Source organism: Methyloceanibacter sp., from assembly GCF_050726195.1.
Classification (GTDB): Bacteria; Pseudomonadota; Alphaproteobacteria; order Rhizobiales; family Methyloligellaceae; genus Methyloceanibacter.
The window spans coordinates 94,103-109,764 of sequence record NZ_JBOHJC010000006.1 but is presented as its reverse complement, the minus strand read 5'-3'; the positions used below and the strand labels follow the sequence as shown (position 1 = coordinate 109,764).

General features: G+C 64.7%; 15 protein-coding genes. 13 read left to right on the top strand and 2 right to left on the bottom strand.

Annotation, left to right across the window (positions count from 1 at the left end; all coding sequences use genetic code 11):
• Window positions 1–17 precede the first annotated feature (17 nt).
• From lnt to pnp, 13 genes are all read left to right on the top strand, one after another.
• Entirely contained in the window at window positions 18–1,634 is a 1,617-nt protein-coding gene (lnt, locus tag ACRECX_RS06105; protein WP_431557931.1) for an apolipoprotein N-acyltransferase, read from the top strand.
• A gap of 101 nt (window positions 1,635–1,735) precedes the next feature.
• Window positions 1,736–2,143, top strand: coding sequence for a helix-turn-helix domain-containing protein (locus ACRECX_RS06100; protein ID WP_431557930.1), 408 nt, complete (start codon window positions 1,736–1,738; stop codon window positions 2,141–2,143).
• A 115-nt stretch (window positions 2,144–2,258) separates the two neighbouring features.
• Complete coding sequence (gene metK, locus ACRECX_RS06095; protein WP_431557929.1) at window positions 2,259–3,434, top strand: methionine adenosyltransferase; 1,176 nt, start codon at window positions 2,259–2,261, stop codon at window positions 3,432–3,434.
• Window positions 3,435–3,575: 141 nt separating this feature from the next.
• Window positions 3,576–4,274: a tRNA (guanine(46)-N(7))-methyltransferase TrmB gene (gene trmB, locus ACRECX_RS06090; protein ID WP_431557928.1), complete on the top strand. Its 699-nt coding sequence runs from the start codon at window positions 3,576–3,578 to the stop codon at window positions 4,272–4,274.
• A gap of 18 nt (window positions 4,275–4,292) precedes the next feature.
• On the top strand, window positions 4,293–4,724 hold the full coding sequence (locus ACRECX_RS06085; RefSeq protein ID WP_431557927.1) for a lysozyme inhibitor LprI family protein: 432 nt from the start codon (window positions 4,293–4,295) through the stop codon (window positions 4,722–4,724).
• Window positions 4,725–4,869: 145 nt separating this feature from the next.
• Entirely contained in the window at window positions 4,870–5,427 is a 558-nt protein-coding gene (gene rimP / locus ACRECX_RS06080) for a ribosome maturation factor RimP (RefSeq protein ID WP_431557926.1), read from the top strand.
• 58 nt (window positions 5,428–5,485) lie between these two features.
• A complete protein-coding gene (gene nusA / locus ACRECX_RS06075; protein ID WP_431557925.1) occupies window positions 5,486–7,150 on the top strand; it encodes a transcription termination factor NusA in 1,665 nt (554 codons plus the stop codon).
• A 21-nt stretch (window positions 7,151–7,171) separates the two neighbouring features.
• Window positions 7,172–7,837: an RNA-binding protein gene (locus ACRECX_RS06070; protein ID WP_431557924.1), complete on the top strand. Its 666-nt coding sequence runs from the start codon at window positions 7,172–7,174 to the stop codon at window positions 7,835–7,837.
• Complete coding sequence (infB, locus tag ACRECX_RS06065) at window positions 7,834–10,242, top strand: translation initiation factor IF-2 (RefSeq protein WP_431557923.1); 2,409 nt, start codon at window positions 7,834–7,836, stop codon at window positions 10,240–10,242. Before ACRECX_RS06070 ends, infB begins: the two co-directional genes overlap by 4 nt.
• A 123-nt stretch (window positions 10,243–10,365) precedes the next feature.
• Window positions 10,366–10,755: a 30S ribosome-binding factor RbfA gene (gene rbfA, locus ACRECX_RS06060; protein ID WP_431557922.1), complete on the top strand. Its 390-nt coding sequence runs from the start codon at window positions 10,366–10,368 to the stop codon at window positions 10,753–10,755.
• Between the two features lie 24 nt (window positions 10,756–10,779).
• Complete coding sequence (gene truB / locus ACRECX_RS06055; RefSeq protein ID WP_431557921.1) at window positions 10,780–11,703, top strand: tRNA pseudouridine(55) synthase TruB; 924 nt, start codon at window positions 10,780–10,782, stop codon at window positions 11,701–11,703.
• Between the two features lie 197 nt (window positions 11,704–11,900).
• The gene (gene rpsO / locus ACRECX_RS06050) at window positions 11,901–12,170 is read left to right on the top strand and encodes a 30S ribosomal protein S15 (protein WP_431557920.1); all 270 of its coding nucleotides are present in this window, start codon (window positions 11,901–11,903) and stop codon (window positions 12,168–12,170) included.
• Between the two features lie 119 nt (window positions 12,171–12,289).
• Entirely contained in the window at window positions 12,290–14,410 is a 2,121-nt protein-coding gene (gene pnp / locus ACRECX_RS06045) for a polyribonucleotide nucleotidyltransferase (RefSeq protein ID WP_431557919.1), read from the top strand.
• Window positions 14,411–14,483: 73 nt separating this feature from the next.
• On the opposite strand, the gene ACRECX_RS06040 is transcribed toward pnp, so the two are convergent.
• Both ACRECX_RS06040 and fabI read right to left on the bottom strand, forming a co-directional pair.
• Window positions 14,484–14,696, bottom strand: a complete 213-nt coding sequence (locus ACRECX_RS06040) for a hypothetical protein (RefSeq protein WP_431557918.1) — start codon at window positions 14,694–14,696, stop codon at window positions 14,484–14,486.
• Window positions 14,697–14,747: 51 nt separating this feature from the next.
• Complete coding sequence (gene fabI, locus ACRECX_RS06035) at window positions 14,748–15,632, bottom strand: enoyl-ACP reductase FabI (RefSeq protein WP_431557917.1); 885 nt, start codon at window positions 15,630–15,632, stop codon at window positions 14,748–14,750.
• Between the last annotated feature and the right edge of the window lie 30 nt (window positions 15,633–15,662).

Below are 15,662 nucleotides of genomic sequence, written 5' to 3'. Positions count from 1 at the left end.
CGTGAAGTGGCGGGACCATGCTGAGCACGGCGACGTGGGTCGCGAACTTGAGGGGATGGCGGCGGGCGGCGCTCGCGTTTTCGCTCGGTGCGCTCTCGGTTCTTGCGTTTGCGCCGGTCCACGCTTGGCCCGTACTATTCCTGACGTTCGGCGGACTTGTCTGGTTGCTCGACGGGTGCCATGCGGTGGATGCGGCTCGCGGGGTCAAGCTCAAATGCGCCGCATTCAACGGCTTCTGGTTCGGTTTCGGCTACTTCCTAGCCGGGCTCTATTGGGTCGCCGAGGCCTTTCTCGTCGAGCCGTGGCGGCACGGCTGGCTTGTTCCCTTCGTCATGACGGCGTTGCCGGCCGCCATGGCGCTGTTCTATGCGGCGGCCTGCGCGCTCGCCATAACCATGTGGCGGCCCGGCGGAGGCCGTATTTTCGCGCTCGCCATCGCATTTGGCCTAGCGGAGTACGCCCGCGGCCATGTGCTCACGGGGCTGCCGTGGAACCTGATCGGCTACGGGCTGCTCCCGGAGGGCCCGCTGATGCAACTCGCAGCGCCTTTCGGCGTTTATGGCTTAAGCCTCATGGCGGTTCTTATCTTCGCGGCACCCGCCGCGACGTGGAGCGCGGAGGGCGGTTTTAGCAAAGGCACGGCGGCATTCGCTGTCGCGTTCCTCTTTGCGCTAGGCGTTGGCTATTGGTGGGGCGACCGGCGGCTTGCGGCTGCGACGGTCGAAGAGACGGGGGTGAGACTGCGGATCGTGCAAGCAAATATCGATCAGGCGAACAAGTGGCGGCCCGAGAACAGCGCCGAGATCTTTGCCGACTATCTCGATCTCACAAGTTCGGCCGGGCTCGATCAGATCGATCTCGTAATCTGGCCGGAGACGGCGGTCCCGTTTCTGCTCGCCGACACGCAAGAGGCGCTCGAGGCCATCGGCGGGGCGCTGCCGCCGGACACCTCGCTCCTTGTCGGCTCGGCGCGCCTCGTCGAGGAGCGTGACGAGGCGGGGCGGCTTGAGACAACGCGTATCTATAACAGCCTGCTCGTGATCGACGGCAACGGGCAGGTTATCGGCCACTACGACAAGATTCATCTCGTGCCGTTCGGTGAGTATCTGCCGTTCCAGGATTTTCTGGAGAGCCTCGGCTTCATGCAGATGACGGGCGTTCGCGGCGGCTTTAGCGAAGGCGCCGGACCGCGGTTCCTTGCCGTTCCGGGCGCGCCGCCGGCGAGCCCGCTCATCTGCTACGAGATCATCTTCCCGGACGACGTGGTCGACGCAAATGCGAGGCCCGGCTGGATGCTGAACATCACCAACGACGCGTGGTTCGGATCGAGCGCGGGACCTTATCAGCACTTCCACCAGGCACAGGTTCGCGCCGTCGAGCAAGGCCTGCCGGTGGTCCGCGCCGCCAATACCGGCATCTCCGCGGTGATCGATCCTTACGGCCGGGTTCTCGCCGAGATCGGTCTCGGCGAGAAAGGACTAATCGACGCAGGACTGCCCAAAGTGGGCCAGAAAACTCTTTTCGTCCGGATAGGATCGGCGCTGGAAGTCGTGATTTTGGCGCTGGCGATCGCCGGCTGGCTGGCTTGCGGGTGGCACGTTGGAAAGGGAAAAGTGCGAAAGAATTTGAGCTAACTTGACGGGGCAAGGTGCCCCCCCTATGAACCTTCCGAGATGGGCCCCCCATCAAGACTCTGAGGAACCTTCTTTTTTCAGCTTTGGACTGGTGGAATCGAATGGCAGGTAAGAAGCCTAACCCCGTTGATACGCATGTCGGAAGCCGAGTGCGGCTACGTCGAATGCTGCTCGGCATGAGTCAAGAGCGTCTCGGCGAGAGCATGGGATTGACGTTTCAGCAGGTGCAGAAATATGAGAAGGGCGTGAATCGAATCGGCGCGAGCCGGTTGTTTCAGATCTCGAGAATTCTCGACGTCCCGGTGCAGTTCTTTTTCGAGGAGGCACCGCATATCGGCGAACCCGGCGCGGCGAAGGGCATGGCCGAACCAGACTCCGAAGCCTTTATTCTGGAGTTTCTGAACAGCCGGGAAGGACTCGAACTCAACCGCGCCTTCGTCAAGATCGGCGATGCCAAGGTTCGCAAGAGCGTGGTCGATTTGGTTCGTGCCTTGAGTACGAGCAACTGAGTTACGCGGTTCCCTAGGCTAATCGTCGGGACTTGACCTCCGGGCCAACGGTTGTCAGAACCGGGCGCGACTTTTGAGCCCGCCCGGCCATTCTCTCTTTTTTTGGGGGTACGACGTGTCCCGCGCAAATTACCTCTTTACCAGCGAGTCCGTGTCGGAAGGCCACCCCGACAAGGTGTGCGACCGCATCTCCGATGCGGTGGTTGATCTCTATCTGGCCGCCGATCCCTATTCGCGCGTCGCCTGCGAGACGCTTGTCACCACCAACCGAATCGTGCTCGCCGGCGAAGCGCGCGGACCCGACACGGTGACGCCCGAGGCCATCGAGGCGGCGGCGCGGCGCGCGGTGCGCGAGATCGGCTACGAGCAGAAAGGCTTTCACTGGAAGAACGCCGAATTCGAATACTACATCCACGAACAGTCCGCCGACATCGCCCGCGGGGTGGATGCCGACGCGGCGAGCGCCAAAGACGAGGGCGCGGGCGACCAGGGCATCATGTTCGGCTATGCCTGCCGCGAGACCGAGCCGCTCATGCCGGCGCCGATTTTCTATGCGCACCGCATCCTGCACGAGATGGCGAAGGCACGGCACTCCGGCCGTACGCCGGAGCTCGGCCCTGACGCCAAGAGCCAGGTCACCCTCGCCTACGAGGACGGCAAACCGGTGCGCGCCGCTGCCATCGTGGTGTCGACTCAGCACGGCGAGGACGTGAGTCAGGAGCGGGTCAAGGAGATCGTGTGCGGCTTCGTCGACGAGGTGATGCCGCAGGGCTGGGTCAACGGCCACACGAAATTTTATGTCAACCCGACTGGGCGCTTCGTCATCGGCGGCCCCGACGGCGACGCCGGGCTCACCGGCCGCAAGATCATCGTGGACACATATGGCGGCGCGGCGCCGCATGGCGGCGGGGCGTTCTCCGGTAAGGACCCGACCAAGGTGGATCGTTCGGCGGCTTACGCCGCGCGCTACCTCGCCAAGAACGTGGTGGCGGCGGGGCTCGCCGACAAATGCACCCTGCAAGTTTCGTACGCCATCGGCGTGTCGCAGCCGCTGTCGCTCTACGCCGACCTGCACGGCACGGGCAGCATCAGCGAGGACGATTTGGAGAGGGCGCTGCGCCAGGTGATGGACTTGAGCCCGCGCGGCATCCGCGAGCATCTCGGCTTGAGCCGGCCGATCTACGAGCGCACCGCAGCCTACGGCCATTTCGGACGCCAGCCCGACAACGACGGGGGCTTCTCGTGGGAACGGCTCGACCTGGTCGAGCCGATCCGCGCCGCGCTCACCTAGCTTCTCATTTTTTACCAGGAACCTGTCATGGCCGGGCTTGTCCCGCCTACGCTTCGGCGGGCGAAGGCCCGGCCATCCACGTCTTTACCTCAAAAAAAAATCGTGGATGCCCGGCACAAGGCCGGGCATGACGAAGGGATAATGGTTGACGACCGTAGCCGACAATTGACCGAGACCCGCCCCCTCAGGTCCTATGGCCGGCGCAAGGGCAAGCGCTTAAGCCCGCGCAAGGAGCGGCTGGTCGCCGAACTTCTGCCGCGGCTCCGCCCCGACCTGAAGACGGCGGCACCGCGCGACCTTCGTACCCTGTTCCCTGTGCCGGTCCGCGAGGTGTGGCTCGAGATCGGCTTCGGCTCGGGCGAGCACCTGCTCTGGCAGGCTGAACGGCACCCCGATGTCGGATTCATCGGCTGCGAGCCCTTCATCAATGGGGTCGCCACCTTGCTCGGGGCGATCGAAGACCGCGGCCTAAAAACGATCCTCGTCCATGACGGGGACGTGCGCGACGTGCTTGCCTGGTTGCCGGACGGCGCCATCTCGCGCGCGTTCCTCCTGTTTCCCGACCCCTGGCCCAAGAAGCGGCAGCTGAAACGGCGGCTCGTTTCGCCGGAGCTCATCGACTCGTTGGCGCGCGTGATGGCGTCGGGCGGCGAGATCCGCTTCGCCAGCGACGATATCGACTACGCCGATCAAGCCGCGCTTATAGTGTCCGGCAGCGGCGCCTTTGCCGGGCTTAACCGCCGCTGGCAGCGCCCTGACGACTGGCCGGAAACGCGTTATGAGCGGAAGGCCTTGAGCGAGGGCCGCAAGCCCGTCTATCTCAGTTGGCGGCGTGTTTAACGAGCATCGGTGAGCACCATGCGTCCATTCGTTCTTGCTTTGATGATGTCTCTCATGGCGGGCGCAGCCCACGCCGAGACCGACATCGCCGCCACCTGCTACCGGGATTGCGAGGCAGCGACGGCCTCCAATCCGGAGTTCAAGGCGTGTCTTGCCCGTGCAGCAGACGCGGCGGACGAGAAACTGAACGCCGCCTACAAGGCGCTTCAAGGATCGGTGCGCGCCGCCTCCAAGGAGATGGGCCAGCCCCCGGATCCTCAGCTCGCGTCGCTTACCGCCGCCCAGAAGAGTTGGATCGCCTATCGCGACGCCAACTGTAGCTTCGAAGACGAACTCGCCTTCGGCGGAACCGCAATCGGCGGCAACTATTCGGCGTGTCTCTGCGCCTTGAGCCATGAGCGCATTGCCGATTTCGCGCGGATTCGCCGGCACTTGCTGCTGGGTGACTGAGCAGAAGGCCGCTTGAAACCTTCGGAAAAGGCCGTATATTAGCGGCCAACTCATGATTGGATTTGATCAGGGGTGGGCCGCGGCCCGCTCCTTTTTGTTAGGTTCTTGAGGCTCCCTTCTTTCAGGGGCACGAGCCCCGCCATCGATGTCGAGCCAGACAGTCAACGAAGACCGCCGCTTCACCCGCGAGACGGGCCAGGAGCGGGCCGTTGCCGACCTCGCCGAGCCAATGCTCGAGGAACTCGGCTTCCGCTTGGTGCGGGTCAAGATTTCGGGCCGCGACGGCGGCACGGTGCAGATCATGGCCGAACGGCCGAACGGCGAGATGACGGTGGAGGATTGCGCGACCATCAGCCGGCGGCTGTCGCCGGTGCTCGACGCGTACGACCCGATGCCGGGGCAATATCGCCTCGAGGTTTCCTCGCCCGGCATCGACCGGCCGCTGGTCCGCCCGAGCGACTTCGCGTTGTGGACGGGCTACGAGGCCAAGGTCGAGCTGAAGGAGCCGGTCGATGGCCGCAAGCGCTTCAAGGGCCTAATCGAAGGCGTGGTCAAGGACGAGGTCCGCATGCGGATTGAGCTCGAAGGCAAGGCCGAGCCGGTGACGATCGGCCTTCCCTTCGCGCTCATCAGCGAGGCAAAGCTCGTGGTCGACATGGGCGGCTTCCGGGCGGACCTCGCGGGCAAGAAGCCGGTGCATTGAATTTCCGCGGCGGCAATAGGCTGTCGCAATGAACGCAACTTAGTTGGAGGCTTAACAGATGGCCCAGGCAGGCGTCAGCGCCAACAGGCTGGAGCTCTTGCAGATCGCCGACGCGGTCGCGCGCGAGAAGGCGATCGACCGCCAGGTGGTGATTACCGCCATGGAGGACGCGATCCAGAAGGCGGCCAAGTCCCGCTATGGCAGTGAGAACGAGATCAAGGCCGAGGTCGATCCCAAGACCGGAGAGATCTCGCTTGCGAGGCTGCTGGAAGTCGTCGAGGACGTGACCATGGAGGCGACGCAGATCTCGCTCGCCGAGGCGCGGCGCAAGAACCCGGCGGCGCAAGTCGGCGACTTCATCGCCGAGCCCCTGCCCCCGCTCGATTTCGGCCGTGTCGCGGCGCAGAACGCCAAGCAAGTCATCGTGCAGAAGGTGCGCGAGGCCGAGCGGGAGCGTCAGTATGATGAGTACAAGGACCGTGTCGGCGAGATCGTCAACGGCATCGTCAAGCGCGTGGAATACGGCAACGTCATCGTCGATCTCGGCCGTGCCGAGGCCATCGTACGCCGCGACGAGACCCTGCCGCGCGAGAACTTCCGCTACGGCGACCGCATCCGCGCCTTCGTCTACGACGTGCGCCGCGAGCAGCGCGGCCCGCAAATCTTCCTGTCGCGCACCCATCCCGAATTCATGGCCAAGTTGTTCGCGCAGGAAGTACCTGAAGTCTACGAGGGCATCGTCACCATCAAGTCGGTGGCGCGCGATCCGGGCAGCCGCGCCAAGATAGCGGTGGTCTCGCGTGACTCTTCGATCGACCCCGTCGGTGCCTGCGTCGGCATGCGCGGTAGCCGCGTGCAAGCGGTGGTGAACGAGCTTCAGGGCGAGAAGATCGACATTATTCAATGGTCGCCGGATGCCGCCACGTTCATCGTCAATGCGCTGGCGCCCGCCGAGGTGGTCAAGGTCGTACTAGACGAGGACGCCGAGCGCATCGAAGTCGTGGTGCCAGATCAGCAGCTGTCGCTCGCCATCGGCCGCAAGGGCCAGAACGTGCGGCTCGCCTCCCAGCTCACCGGCTGGGACATCGACATCATGACGGAGGCCTCGGAGTCGGAGCGCCGCCAGGCGGAGTTCGCTGAGCGCTCGGCCACGTTCATGGAGGCGCTCGACGTCGACGAGGTGATTGCCCAGCTGCTGGCCTCCGAGGGCTTCTCCTCGGTCGAAGAGGTGGCCTTCGTCGAGCCGTCGGAAATCTCCTCCATCGAAGGCTTCGACGAGAACACCGCCGACGAAATTCAAACGCGCGCCCGCGAGCATCTTGAGAAGCTCGAGGCGGAGCTCGACGCCAAGCGCAAGGCGCTCGGCGTCGCCGACGCGCTCATGGAGGTGCCGGGCCTCAATACGGCAATGCTGGTGGCGCTTGGTGAGAACGGCGTGAAGACGGTCGAGGACCTGGCCGATTGCGCCACAGACGATCTGGCCGGCTGGAGCGAACGCAAGGACAAGGAAACGATCCGCCATGGCGGCATGCTCGACGGCTTCGGCCTGTCGCGCCCGCAGATCGAAGACCTGATCCTTTCGGCGCGGGTCAAGGCGGGGTGGATCAGCGAGGCCGACCTCGTGGCGGAGGAAACAGAGGGCGAGAGCCAGTTCGAATCCGAAGCAGAGGCCGAGGCTCCCGCAGGTGACGCGGCGCCGGCCGGCGACGCCGACGCGTCATGAGACGGCTGGGAGACAACGCTGTTGCGGCTAGAGACGAGCGAGCGACACGAGATGGAGACGGCGGAGGCTTCGCGCCGCTGCGCCGTCACGCGCGCGCAGCGTCCGCGGGACGAGCTCATCCGCTTCGTGCTGGGGCCTGACGGCGCCGTTGTCCCGGATCTGAAGGAAAAGCTTCCCGGCCGCGGCGTATGGCTCACGGCGGCCCATGACGTCGTGGCCGAGGCCGTCAAACGCAAGGTTTTCGGCCGGGCGCTGAAAGCCGAGGCCACGGCCCCCGGGGGGCTCGCCGATCAGGTCGATGCGCTTCTCGCTAGCGCGGCGCTCCATGCGCTGTCCTTGGCGAACAAGGCCGGCGAGGCCGTGTTCGGCAACGCCAAAGTCGAGGAGGCTCTGGGAAAAGGGCGGGTTCTCCTCCTGATTCACGCATCTGACGCCGCCGAAGATGGTTGCCGGAAGCTTGACGGCAAGGCGCGAAGCGCCGGCGGCGGGGCCGGGATTCCCGCGATTCGCGCCTTCAGTGCGGATGAATTGGGTTTGGCATCGGGCCGGACAAATGTGATACATGCTGCCCTCATCCAGGGCGGAGCGGCTCGAAGGTTCCTCGCGGCAGCCTCGCGCGTAGAGCGCTACCGCAAGGGTAGTGCCGCATTTGCAAGCCGAAACGGATTGGATACGGACAAAGAATGAGCGAAACGAACGAGACCGAAGGCAAGACTCGCGGGCGCAAAATGACGCTCAACGTGCGCCGAACCGTGGAGTCCGGCCATGTGCGCCAGAGCTTCAGCCATGGGCGCTCGAAGTCCGTTCTGGTCGAGAAGAAGAAGCGCCGGTCGATCGGATCGGCCGCCGCGTCGCAAACCATCGAGGAGCCCAAGGAGAAGCCGAAGGCCGCGCCGCGCGTCACCGAGGCGACGCCTAGGATTGCGGCCGACGAGGCGCGGCAGCGCAAGCCCGGCGTCGTGCTGAAGCAGCTCTCCGAAGAGGAGAAGGACCTCCGCGCCAAGGCACTCGAAACCGCCAAGCAGCGCGAGGCCGAAGAGCGCCAGCGCAAGGAAGAGGAGCGGCTGGAGGCCGAGCAGAAAGCGCGGACTAAAGGCGAGGAGACCGCCCGTAAACACCTCAAGGAAGAGGTTGACGAGCAGCCTGCCCGCACACCCGACGCCCGCCACAAGAAAAGCCCGACGGCGCCGCGGCGCGGCGAGGAGCGTCGCGTCCGCGGCCGCCTCACCATTACCAATGCGCTCGACGAAGAGCAGCGCCAGCGTAGCTTGGCTTCGCTGAAGCGCCACCGCGAGCGGCAGAAGAAGCAGGTGATGCCACAGTCCGCGCAGAAGATTCAGCGCGAGGTGGTGATCCCCGAGGTGATTACCATTCAGGAGCTTGCCAACCGCATGGCCGAGCGCGGCGTCGACGTCATCAAGTTCCTGATGAAGGACGGCGAGATGCACAAGATCACCGACGTGATCGATTCCGACACGGCGCAACTCATCGCCGAGGAGTTCGGCCATACCGTGCGCCGCGTGTCCGAGGCCGACGTGGAGGAAGGCTTCATCGGCGCCGAGGACCATGCCGAGGATCTCCAGCCCCGCGCGCCGATCGTCACCATCATGGGCCATGTCGACCACGGCAAGACGTCGCTGCTCGACGCCATCCGCGTGGCGAACGTCGTCAGCCAGGAAGCCGGCGGCATCACCCAGCATATCGGCGCCTACCAGGTCGAGGTCCCGTCGGGGCAGAAGATCACCTTCATCGACACGCCGGGCCACGAGGCGTTCACCGCCATGCGCGCTCGCGGCGCCAAGGTGACCGACATCGTCATTCTCGTGGTCGCGGCCGACGACGGCGTGAAGCCGCAGACGGTCGAAGCCATCAATCATGCCAAGGCGGCCGGCGTGCCCATGATCGTCGCCATCAACAAGATGGACAAGCCGGGCGCCGACCCGAAGCGCGTGCGCACAGACCTGCTCAGCCATGAGATCGTGGTGGAGAGCCTGGGTGGCGACACGCTCGAGATCGAAGTCTCAGCATTGAAGAAGACGGGCCTCGACAAGCTGCTTGAGGCAATCGCGCTACAGGCCGAAGTGCTGGAGCTCAGGGCAAATCCCCACCGCGACGCCGAAGGTGTCATCGTCGAGGCCAAGCTCGAGCGGGGCAGAGGCCCGGTCGGCACGGCGCTCGTTCAGCGCGGCACGCTCAAACTTGGTGATCTGGTTGTGGCCGGGTCGTCCTATGGCCGCGTTCGCGCCCTGATCGACGACCTCGGCGAGCAGGTGAAGGAGGCCGGCCCCTCGGTGCCGGTCGAGGTGCTTGGGTTCGACTCGGCGCCCGAGGCCGGCGACCAGTTCGCGGTGGTCGACAGCGAGGCTCGTGCCCGCGAGATCACCGACTATCGCATGCGCGAGCGGCGCAAGCGGCTTGCCGTGGCCGGCCAACGCGGCAGCCTCGAGCAGATGATGAGCCAACTGAAAGAGGCCGGCGTCAAAGAGTTTCCGCTCGTGGTCAAAGGCGACGTGCAGGGCTCGGTGGAGGCGATTACTTCGGCTCTCGGCAAGCTCGGCACCGACGAAGTCCGGGCGCGCATCGTGCACTCGGGCGTCGGCGGCATCACCGAGTCAGACGTGTCACTCGCCTCGACCTCGGGCGCGGTCTTGCTCGCCTTCAATGTGCGCGCCAACGCCCAGGCCCGGGAAACGGCCGAACGGGAGGGCGTGGAGATCCGCTACTACGCGGTGATCTACGATCTCGTCGACGACATCCGCCAGGCCATGTCCGGTCTGCTCGCGCCCACTGTGCGCGAGACGTTCCTCGGCAACGCCGAGATCCTCGAAGTGTTCACCATCTCCAAGGTGGGCAAGGTGGCCGGCTGCCGCGTCACAGAGGGCAAGGTCGAGCGCGGCGCCCATGTCCGGCTGATCCGCGACAACGTCGTGGTACACGAAGGCAAGCTCTCCACCCTCAAGCGCTTCAAGGACGAAGTGAAGGAGGTGGTGGCCGGGCAGGAGTGCGGCATGGCGTTCGAAGGCTACCAGGACATGCGCCAGGGCGATGTCATCGAGTGCTTCGAGGTCGAGCACGTCCAGCGCACGCTTTAAGCCGCTTCAAACACAGGACCGTCATGGCCGGGCTTGTCCCGGCCATCCACGATTTTGACCTGGTGATGAAATTCGTGGATGCCCGCACTTCGGCCGGGCGTGACGAGTCTAGTAGGATTAGGCATGATCAACCGAGACAAAGGAAAGGCCCCCTCGCAACGCCAGCTCAAAGTGGGCGAGCTGATCCGCCACGCGCTGGCCGAGATCCTCTCGCGCGGCGAGGTCTTGGACCAGGTGCTGGCGCGCCACTCGCTCACCGTGGCGGAGGTGCGCATGAGTCCCGACCTCAAGCTCGCCACCGCCTATGTCATGCCGCTCGGCGGCGGCGAGGCTGACGAGGTGGTCGCCCATCTCGAGCAGCACAAGCGCTTCCTGCGGGGTGAGCTTGCGCGGCGGGTGAGCCTCAAGTTCATGCCGGAGATCAGGTTCAAGGTGGACACCTCGTTCGAGGCTTCGGCCCGCATCGATGAACTGCTCGCCTCGCCGGAAGTTTCCCGCGATCTCGACGACTAGCAGCCTGAAGCCGAGGGCGAGAGCATGGCGCGGCAGCGCAAAGGCAAGGCGGTCAGCGGCTGGCTGATCCTCGACAAGCCGCAAGGCATGACCTCGACCAGAGCGGTGGCGCGGGTGAAGCGCCTCTACGACGCAGCCAAGGCCGGGCATGCCGGCACGCTCGACCCGCTTGCCACCGGCATCCTGCCGATGGCGCTCGGCGAAGCGACCAAGACCATGCCGTTCGTGGTCGAGGGCAGCAAGGCCTATCGCTTCACCGTGCGGTTCGGGACCGAGACCGACACCGACGACGCCGAGGGCGCCGTGGTGGCCACTAGTGAACATCGGCCAACCCGCGCGGAAATCGAGGCGGCATTGCCCAAGTTCACCGGCGAGATCGAGCAGGTGCCCCCGCGCTACTCGGCGCTCAAGGTCGAGGGTGCGCGCGCCTACGACCTCGCCCGCGACCAGGAGGACTTCGAATTGGCGCCCCGCATCGTGACCATCGAGCGCCTCGCCCTCGTAGATCATCCCAATGCCGACCATTGCGTCTTGGAGGCCGAATGCGGCAAGGGCACGTATGTGCGGGCGCTCGCCCGCGATCTCGGCCGCGAGCTCGGCACTCTCGGCCATGTGGAGGCGTTGCGCCGAACCCGGGTTGGCGTGTTCGGCGAGGAGGACGCCATCACCCTCCACGAGCTTGAGGCCGCGGCGAGCGCAAGTGGCGAAGAGGTCTTGCTCGGCCTGTTGCGACCGGTGGAGACCGCCCTCCAGGACCTCACGGCGCTCTCCTTGACCGCCGCCGATGCCGCCAGGCTCCGGCAAGGCCAGGCCGTATTGTTGCGCGGCCGGGACGCCCCGATCATGAGCGGGACGGCCTACGCCGTCTCACGCGGGGCGCTGATCGCCGTGGGCGAGGTGGTCCAAGGCGAGTTCCGCCCCCGGCGCATCTTCAATCTGCCGCACTAGCCTCCGGCGGGTCCGGGTTTTTCCGAAACTTCGTTGCCTGTATGGACCCATAGATTCCGCTAGCCTCGGGCCGGATAATCCCTATATTGCAGCGGTTGCGCGGGCCCTTCGCGGGCCAAACGCGCCACTTTGAACCGACCGTGCTGGACGACATCCCGGCCCGGCCATGTCAAACTCCAAACAGCAAGGATCATCCGATGTCGATCAGCGCTGAGCGCAAGCAAGAGCTCATCAAGGAATACGCGACCAAATCCGGCGACACGGGGTCTCCCGAGGTCCAAGTCGCAATCCTGACTGAGCGGATCACCAATCTCACCGAGCATTTCAAAACGCACGGCAAAGACAATCACTCGCGTCGCGGGCTGCTGAAAATGGTCAGCCAGCGGCGCCGGCTGCTCGACTATGTCAAGTCGGCGGACCAGGACAGGTATCAAAAGCTCATCAACCGGTTAGGCATCCGTCGGTGACGCCCGTGTCGAGGCAGAGCCGCTTTTGGTTCGAGCTTTACGCATTTTGAACGGGCCAGTCCTCGTGCCACTAGGCGACAGGGACGGTCTTATCTTTCCCCACTCATTGGGACATGAACATGTTCGATAAACACACCGTAGAAATCGAATGGGCCCGACGCCCGCTCAAACTCGAGACCGGGCGCATCGCCCGGCAAGCCGACGGGGCCGTGCTGGCCACCTATGGTGAGACATCCGTTCTTGCCACCGTCGTCTCCGCCAAGGAGGAAAGGGCCGGCATCGACTTCTTTCCTCTGACCGTGAACTACCAGGAAAAGACCTTCGCCGCGGGCAAGATCCCCGGCGGCTATTTCAAGCGCGAGGGACGCCCGACCGAGAAGGAGACCCTGACCTCGCGGCTGATCGACCGGCCCATCCGGCCGCTGTTCGCCAAGGGCTTCAAGAACGAAACGCAAGTCATCGCCACCGTGCTGTCGCACGACATGGAGAACGACCCGGACATCGTGGCCATGGTCGCGGCTTCCGCGGCACTCACTCTCTCCGGGGTTCCCTTCCTCGGGCCGATCGGCGCCGCGCGCGTCGGGTATATCGAGGGCAAATACGTGCTGAACCCGATGGTCGACGAAATGCCCGAGACGAAGCTCGACCTCGTGGTCGCGGGCACCGCCGACGCGGTGCTGATGGTGGAATCGGAGGCCAAGGAGCTGCCCGAGGACATCATGCTCGGCGCCGTCATGTATGGGCACCAGCATTTCCAGCCGGTGCTCGACGCCATCGTCAAGCTCGCCGAGCGCGCGGCCAAGGAGCCGTGGGAGCTTAAGGCCGTGGACAACGACGAGGTGCTGGCGCGCGTGCGTGAAATGGCGGAGGGCGGATTGCGCCAGGCTTACAGCATCGCCAGCAAGCAGGAGCGCCGCGACGGCGTGGCTCAGGTCAAGGAGACGGTGGTCACCTCGCTCGTTCCTGCGGACGACGACGGCGCGATGGCGGCGAAGGTGGCAAGCGCCTTCAAGGAGGCCGAGAAGGACGTGGTCCGCTCAGGCATTCTCGAGACTTCGAGGCGCATCGACGGGCGCGATCTCGTGACGGTCAGGCCGATCTCCTGCGAGGTCGGCATCCTGCCGCGGACCCACGGCAGCGCGCTCTTCACCCGCGGCGAGACCCAGGCGCTCGCCGTCACCACGCTCGGCACGGGCGAGGACGAGCAATATGTCGACGCGCTCCAGGGCACCTACAAAGAGACCTTCATGCTGCACTACAACTTCCCACCCTTCTCGGTCGGCGAAGTCGGCCGCATGGTCGGTCCCGGGCGCCGCGAGATCGGCCACGGCAAACTCGCGTGGCGCGCCATTCATCCGGTACTGCCCGACCGCGAGAGCTTCCCCTACACCATCCGCGTCGTGTCGGAGATCACCGAATCGAACGGCTCCTCCTCCATGGCCACGGTGTGCAGCTCCTCGCTTGCCATGATGGACGCGGGCATTCCGCTCAAGCGCTCCGTCGCCGGCATCGCCATGGGGCTGATCAAGGAAGGCGACAAGTTCGCCGTCCTGTCCGACATTCTCGGCGACGAGGACCATCTCGGCGACATGGACTTCAAGGTGGCGGGGACCTCCGAGGGCGTCACGTCGCTGCAGATGGACATCAAGATCACCGGCATCACCGAGGAAATCATGAAGGTCGCGCTCGATCAGGCACGCGGCGGCCGCATGCATATTCTCGGCGAGATGGACAAGGCCCTCAACGCGGCGCGGCCCGAGCTCGGCGAATATGCGCCGCGCATCGAGACCATCCACATCCCGACCGACAAGATCAGGGAGGTGATCGGCTCGGGCGGGTCGGTGATTCGCGAGATCGTGGCGGAGTCCGGCGCCAAGATCGACATTTCCGACGACGGCACGGTCAAGATCGCCTCGGCCAACGCCGAATCGATCCGGGCCGCCATCGCTCGTATCAAGTCGATCGCCGCCGAGCCGGAGGTGGGCGAGATCTACCAGGGCAAAGTCGTCAAGGTGATGGAGTTCGGCGCCTTCGTGAACTTCTTCGGCCCGCGCGACGGCCTGGTGCATATCTCCCAGCTCGCCGATGGCCGGCCGAAGGCCGTCACCGACGTGGTCAAGGAAGGCGACCAGGTATGGGTCAAGCTGCTCGGCTTCGACGAGCGCGGCAAGGTCAGGCTATCAATGAAGGTTGTCGATCAGAAGACCGGCAAGGAAATCGAACGGGCTGAGGCGAGCTAAGGCTCCATGAGCCATCAAGTCTGACGGCTTAGAAAGGGGCGCTTCGGCGCCCCGATTTTTTTGGATTGGGCGACTAGCCGGCGGGAGCTACCGCCACTTTGGCGTCTTTGGCACAGCGCGTGCCGATGATCGAGTACTTGTTGTTTTTGAGTTGCCAGGCAGCGGCCTCGGCATGGCTCTCTCTAATGCAGCTCACAACATCCGTAAATTCATTATCCGGAAGTTTGTACTCCCGGCAATCTTCTCCGGTTGCCGCGAGGCACACCATGACAATCACTTCGAACATCATTCCTCCTTGATAGCTCCTTGGCTCGGTCTCGGCCCAGAGCGCGCTGGCCTACTGGGCGGCCTCACGCCGGGTCGCTTTCTCGACGGCGTTTTCCAGCTCCTCGGCTTGTTCCATCGCCTTAAGCGAGGTCAAATTCGGCATGGCCGTGGTCGAGTAGCCGCAATCCACGAAGTGGATTTCACCGGTCACGGCGCCCGACAAATCCGACAAGAGATAGAGGCCGGCGCCGCCGACCTCGTCGAGCGTCGGCGAGCGGCGCATCGGCGCATGGCGCTGCTGGAAGTGGAACAACGTGCGTGCATCGGAAATGCCGGCCCCGGCGAGCGTGCGCATTGGCCCGGCGGAGAGCGCGTTGACCCTGATGCCCTGGGGGCCAAGATCCGAAGCGAGATACCGCACGCTCGCTTCGAGCGCCGCCTTGGCTACGCCCATGACGTTGTAGCACGGCACGACCCGCGTCGAGCCGCCATAGGTGAGCGTCAGGAGCGATCCGCCATTGGGCATCATCGCGGAGGCCAGCTTGCAGATCTCCGTAAACGAGAAGCACGAGATCACCATGGTGTGCTCGAAATTCTTGCGCGTGGTGTCGCAGTAGCGGCCCTTGAGCTCGTTGCGGTCGGAGAACGCCAGCGCATGCACGACGAAATCGAGCGAGCCCCACTTTTTCCGGATCACCTCGAACACACGCTCGACGCTCTTAAGGTCTTCAACGTCCGCTTCTTCGATGATCTTGGCGCCGATCGATTGGGCGAGCGGGAGGGCGCGACGGCCGAAGGCCCCGCCCTGGTAGCTGAAGGCAAGCTCCGCCCCCTGCCCGTGCAGCACGCGGGCGATGCCCCAGGCGATGGAGCGGTCGTTGGCGACGCCCATCACCAGCCCCCGTTTTCCCGCCATCAACGGGGCCGGCTCAGCAATGTCTCTTGTTGTTGTCATGGTACTTACTCTGTTTAGGGTTGATCTCCG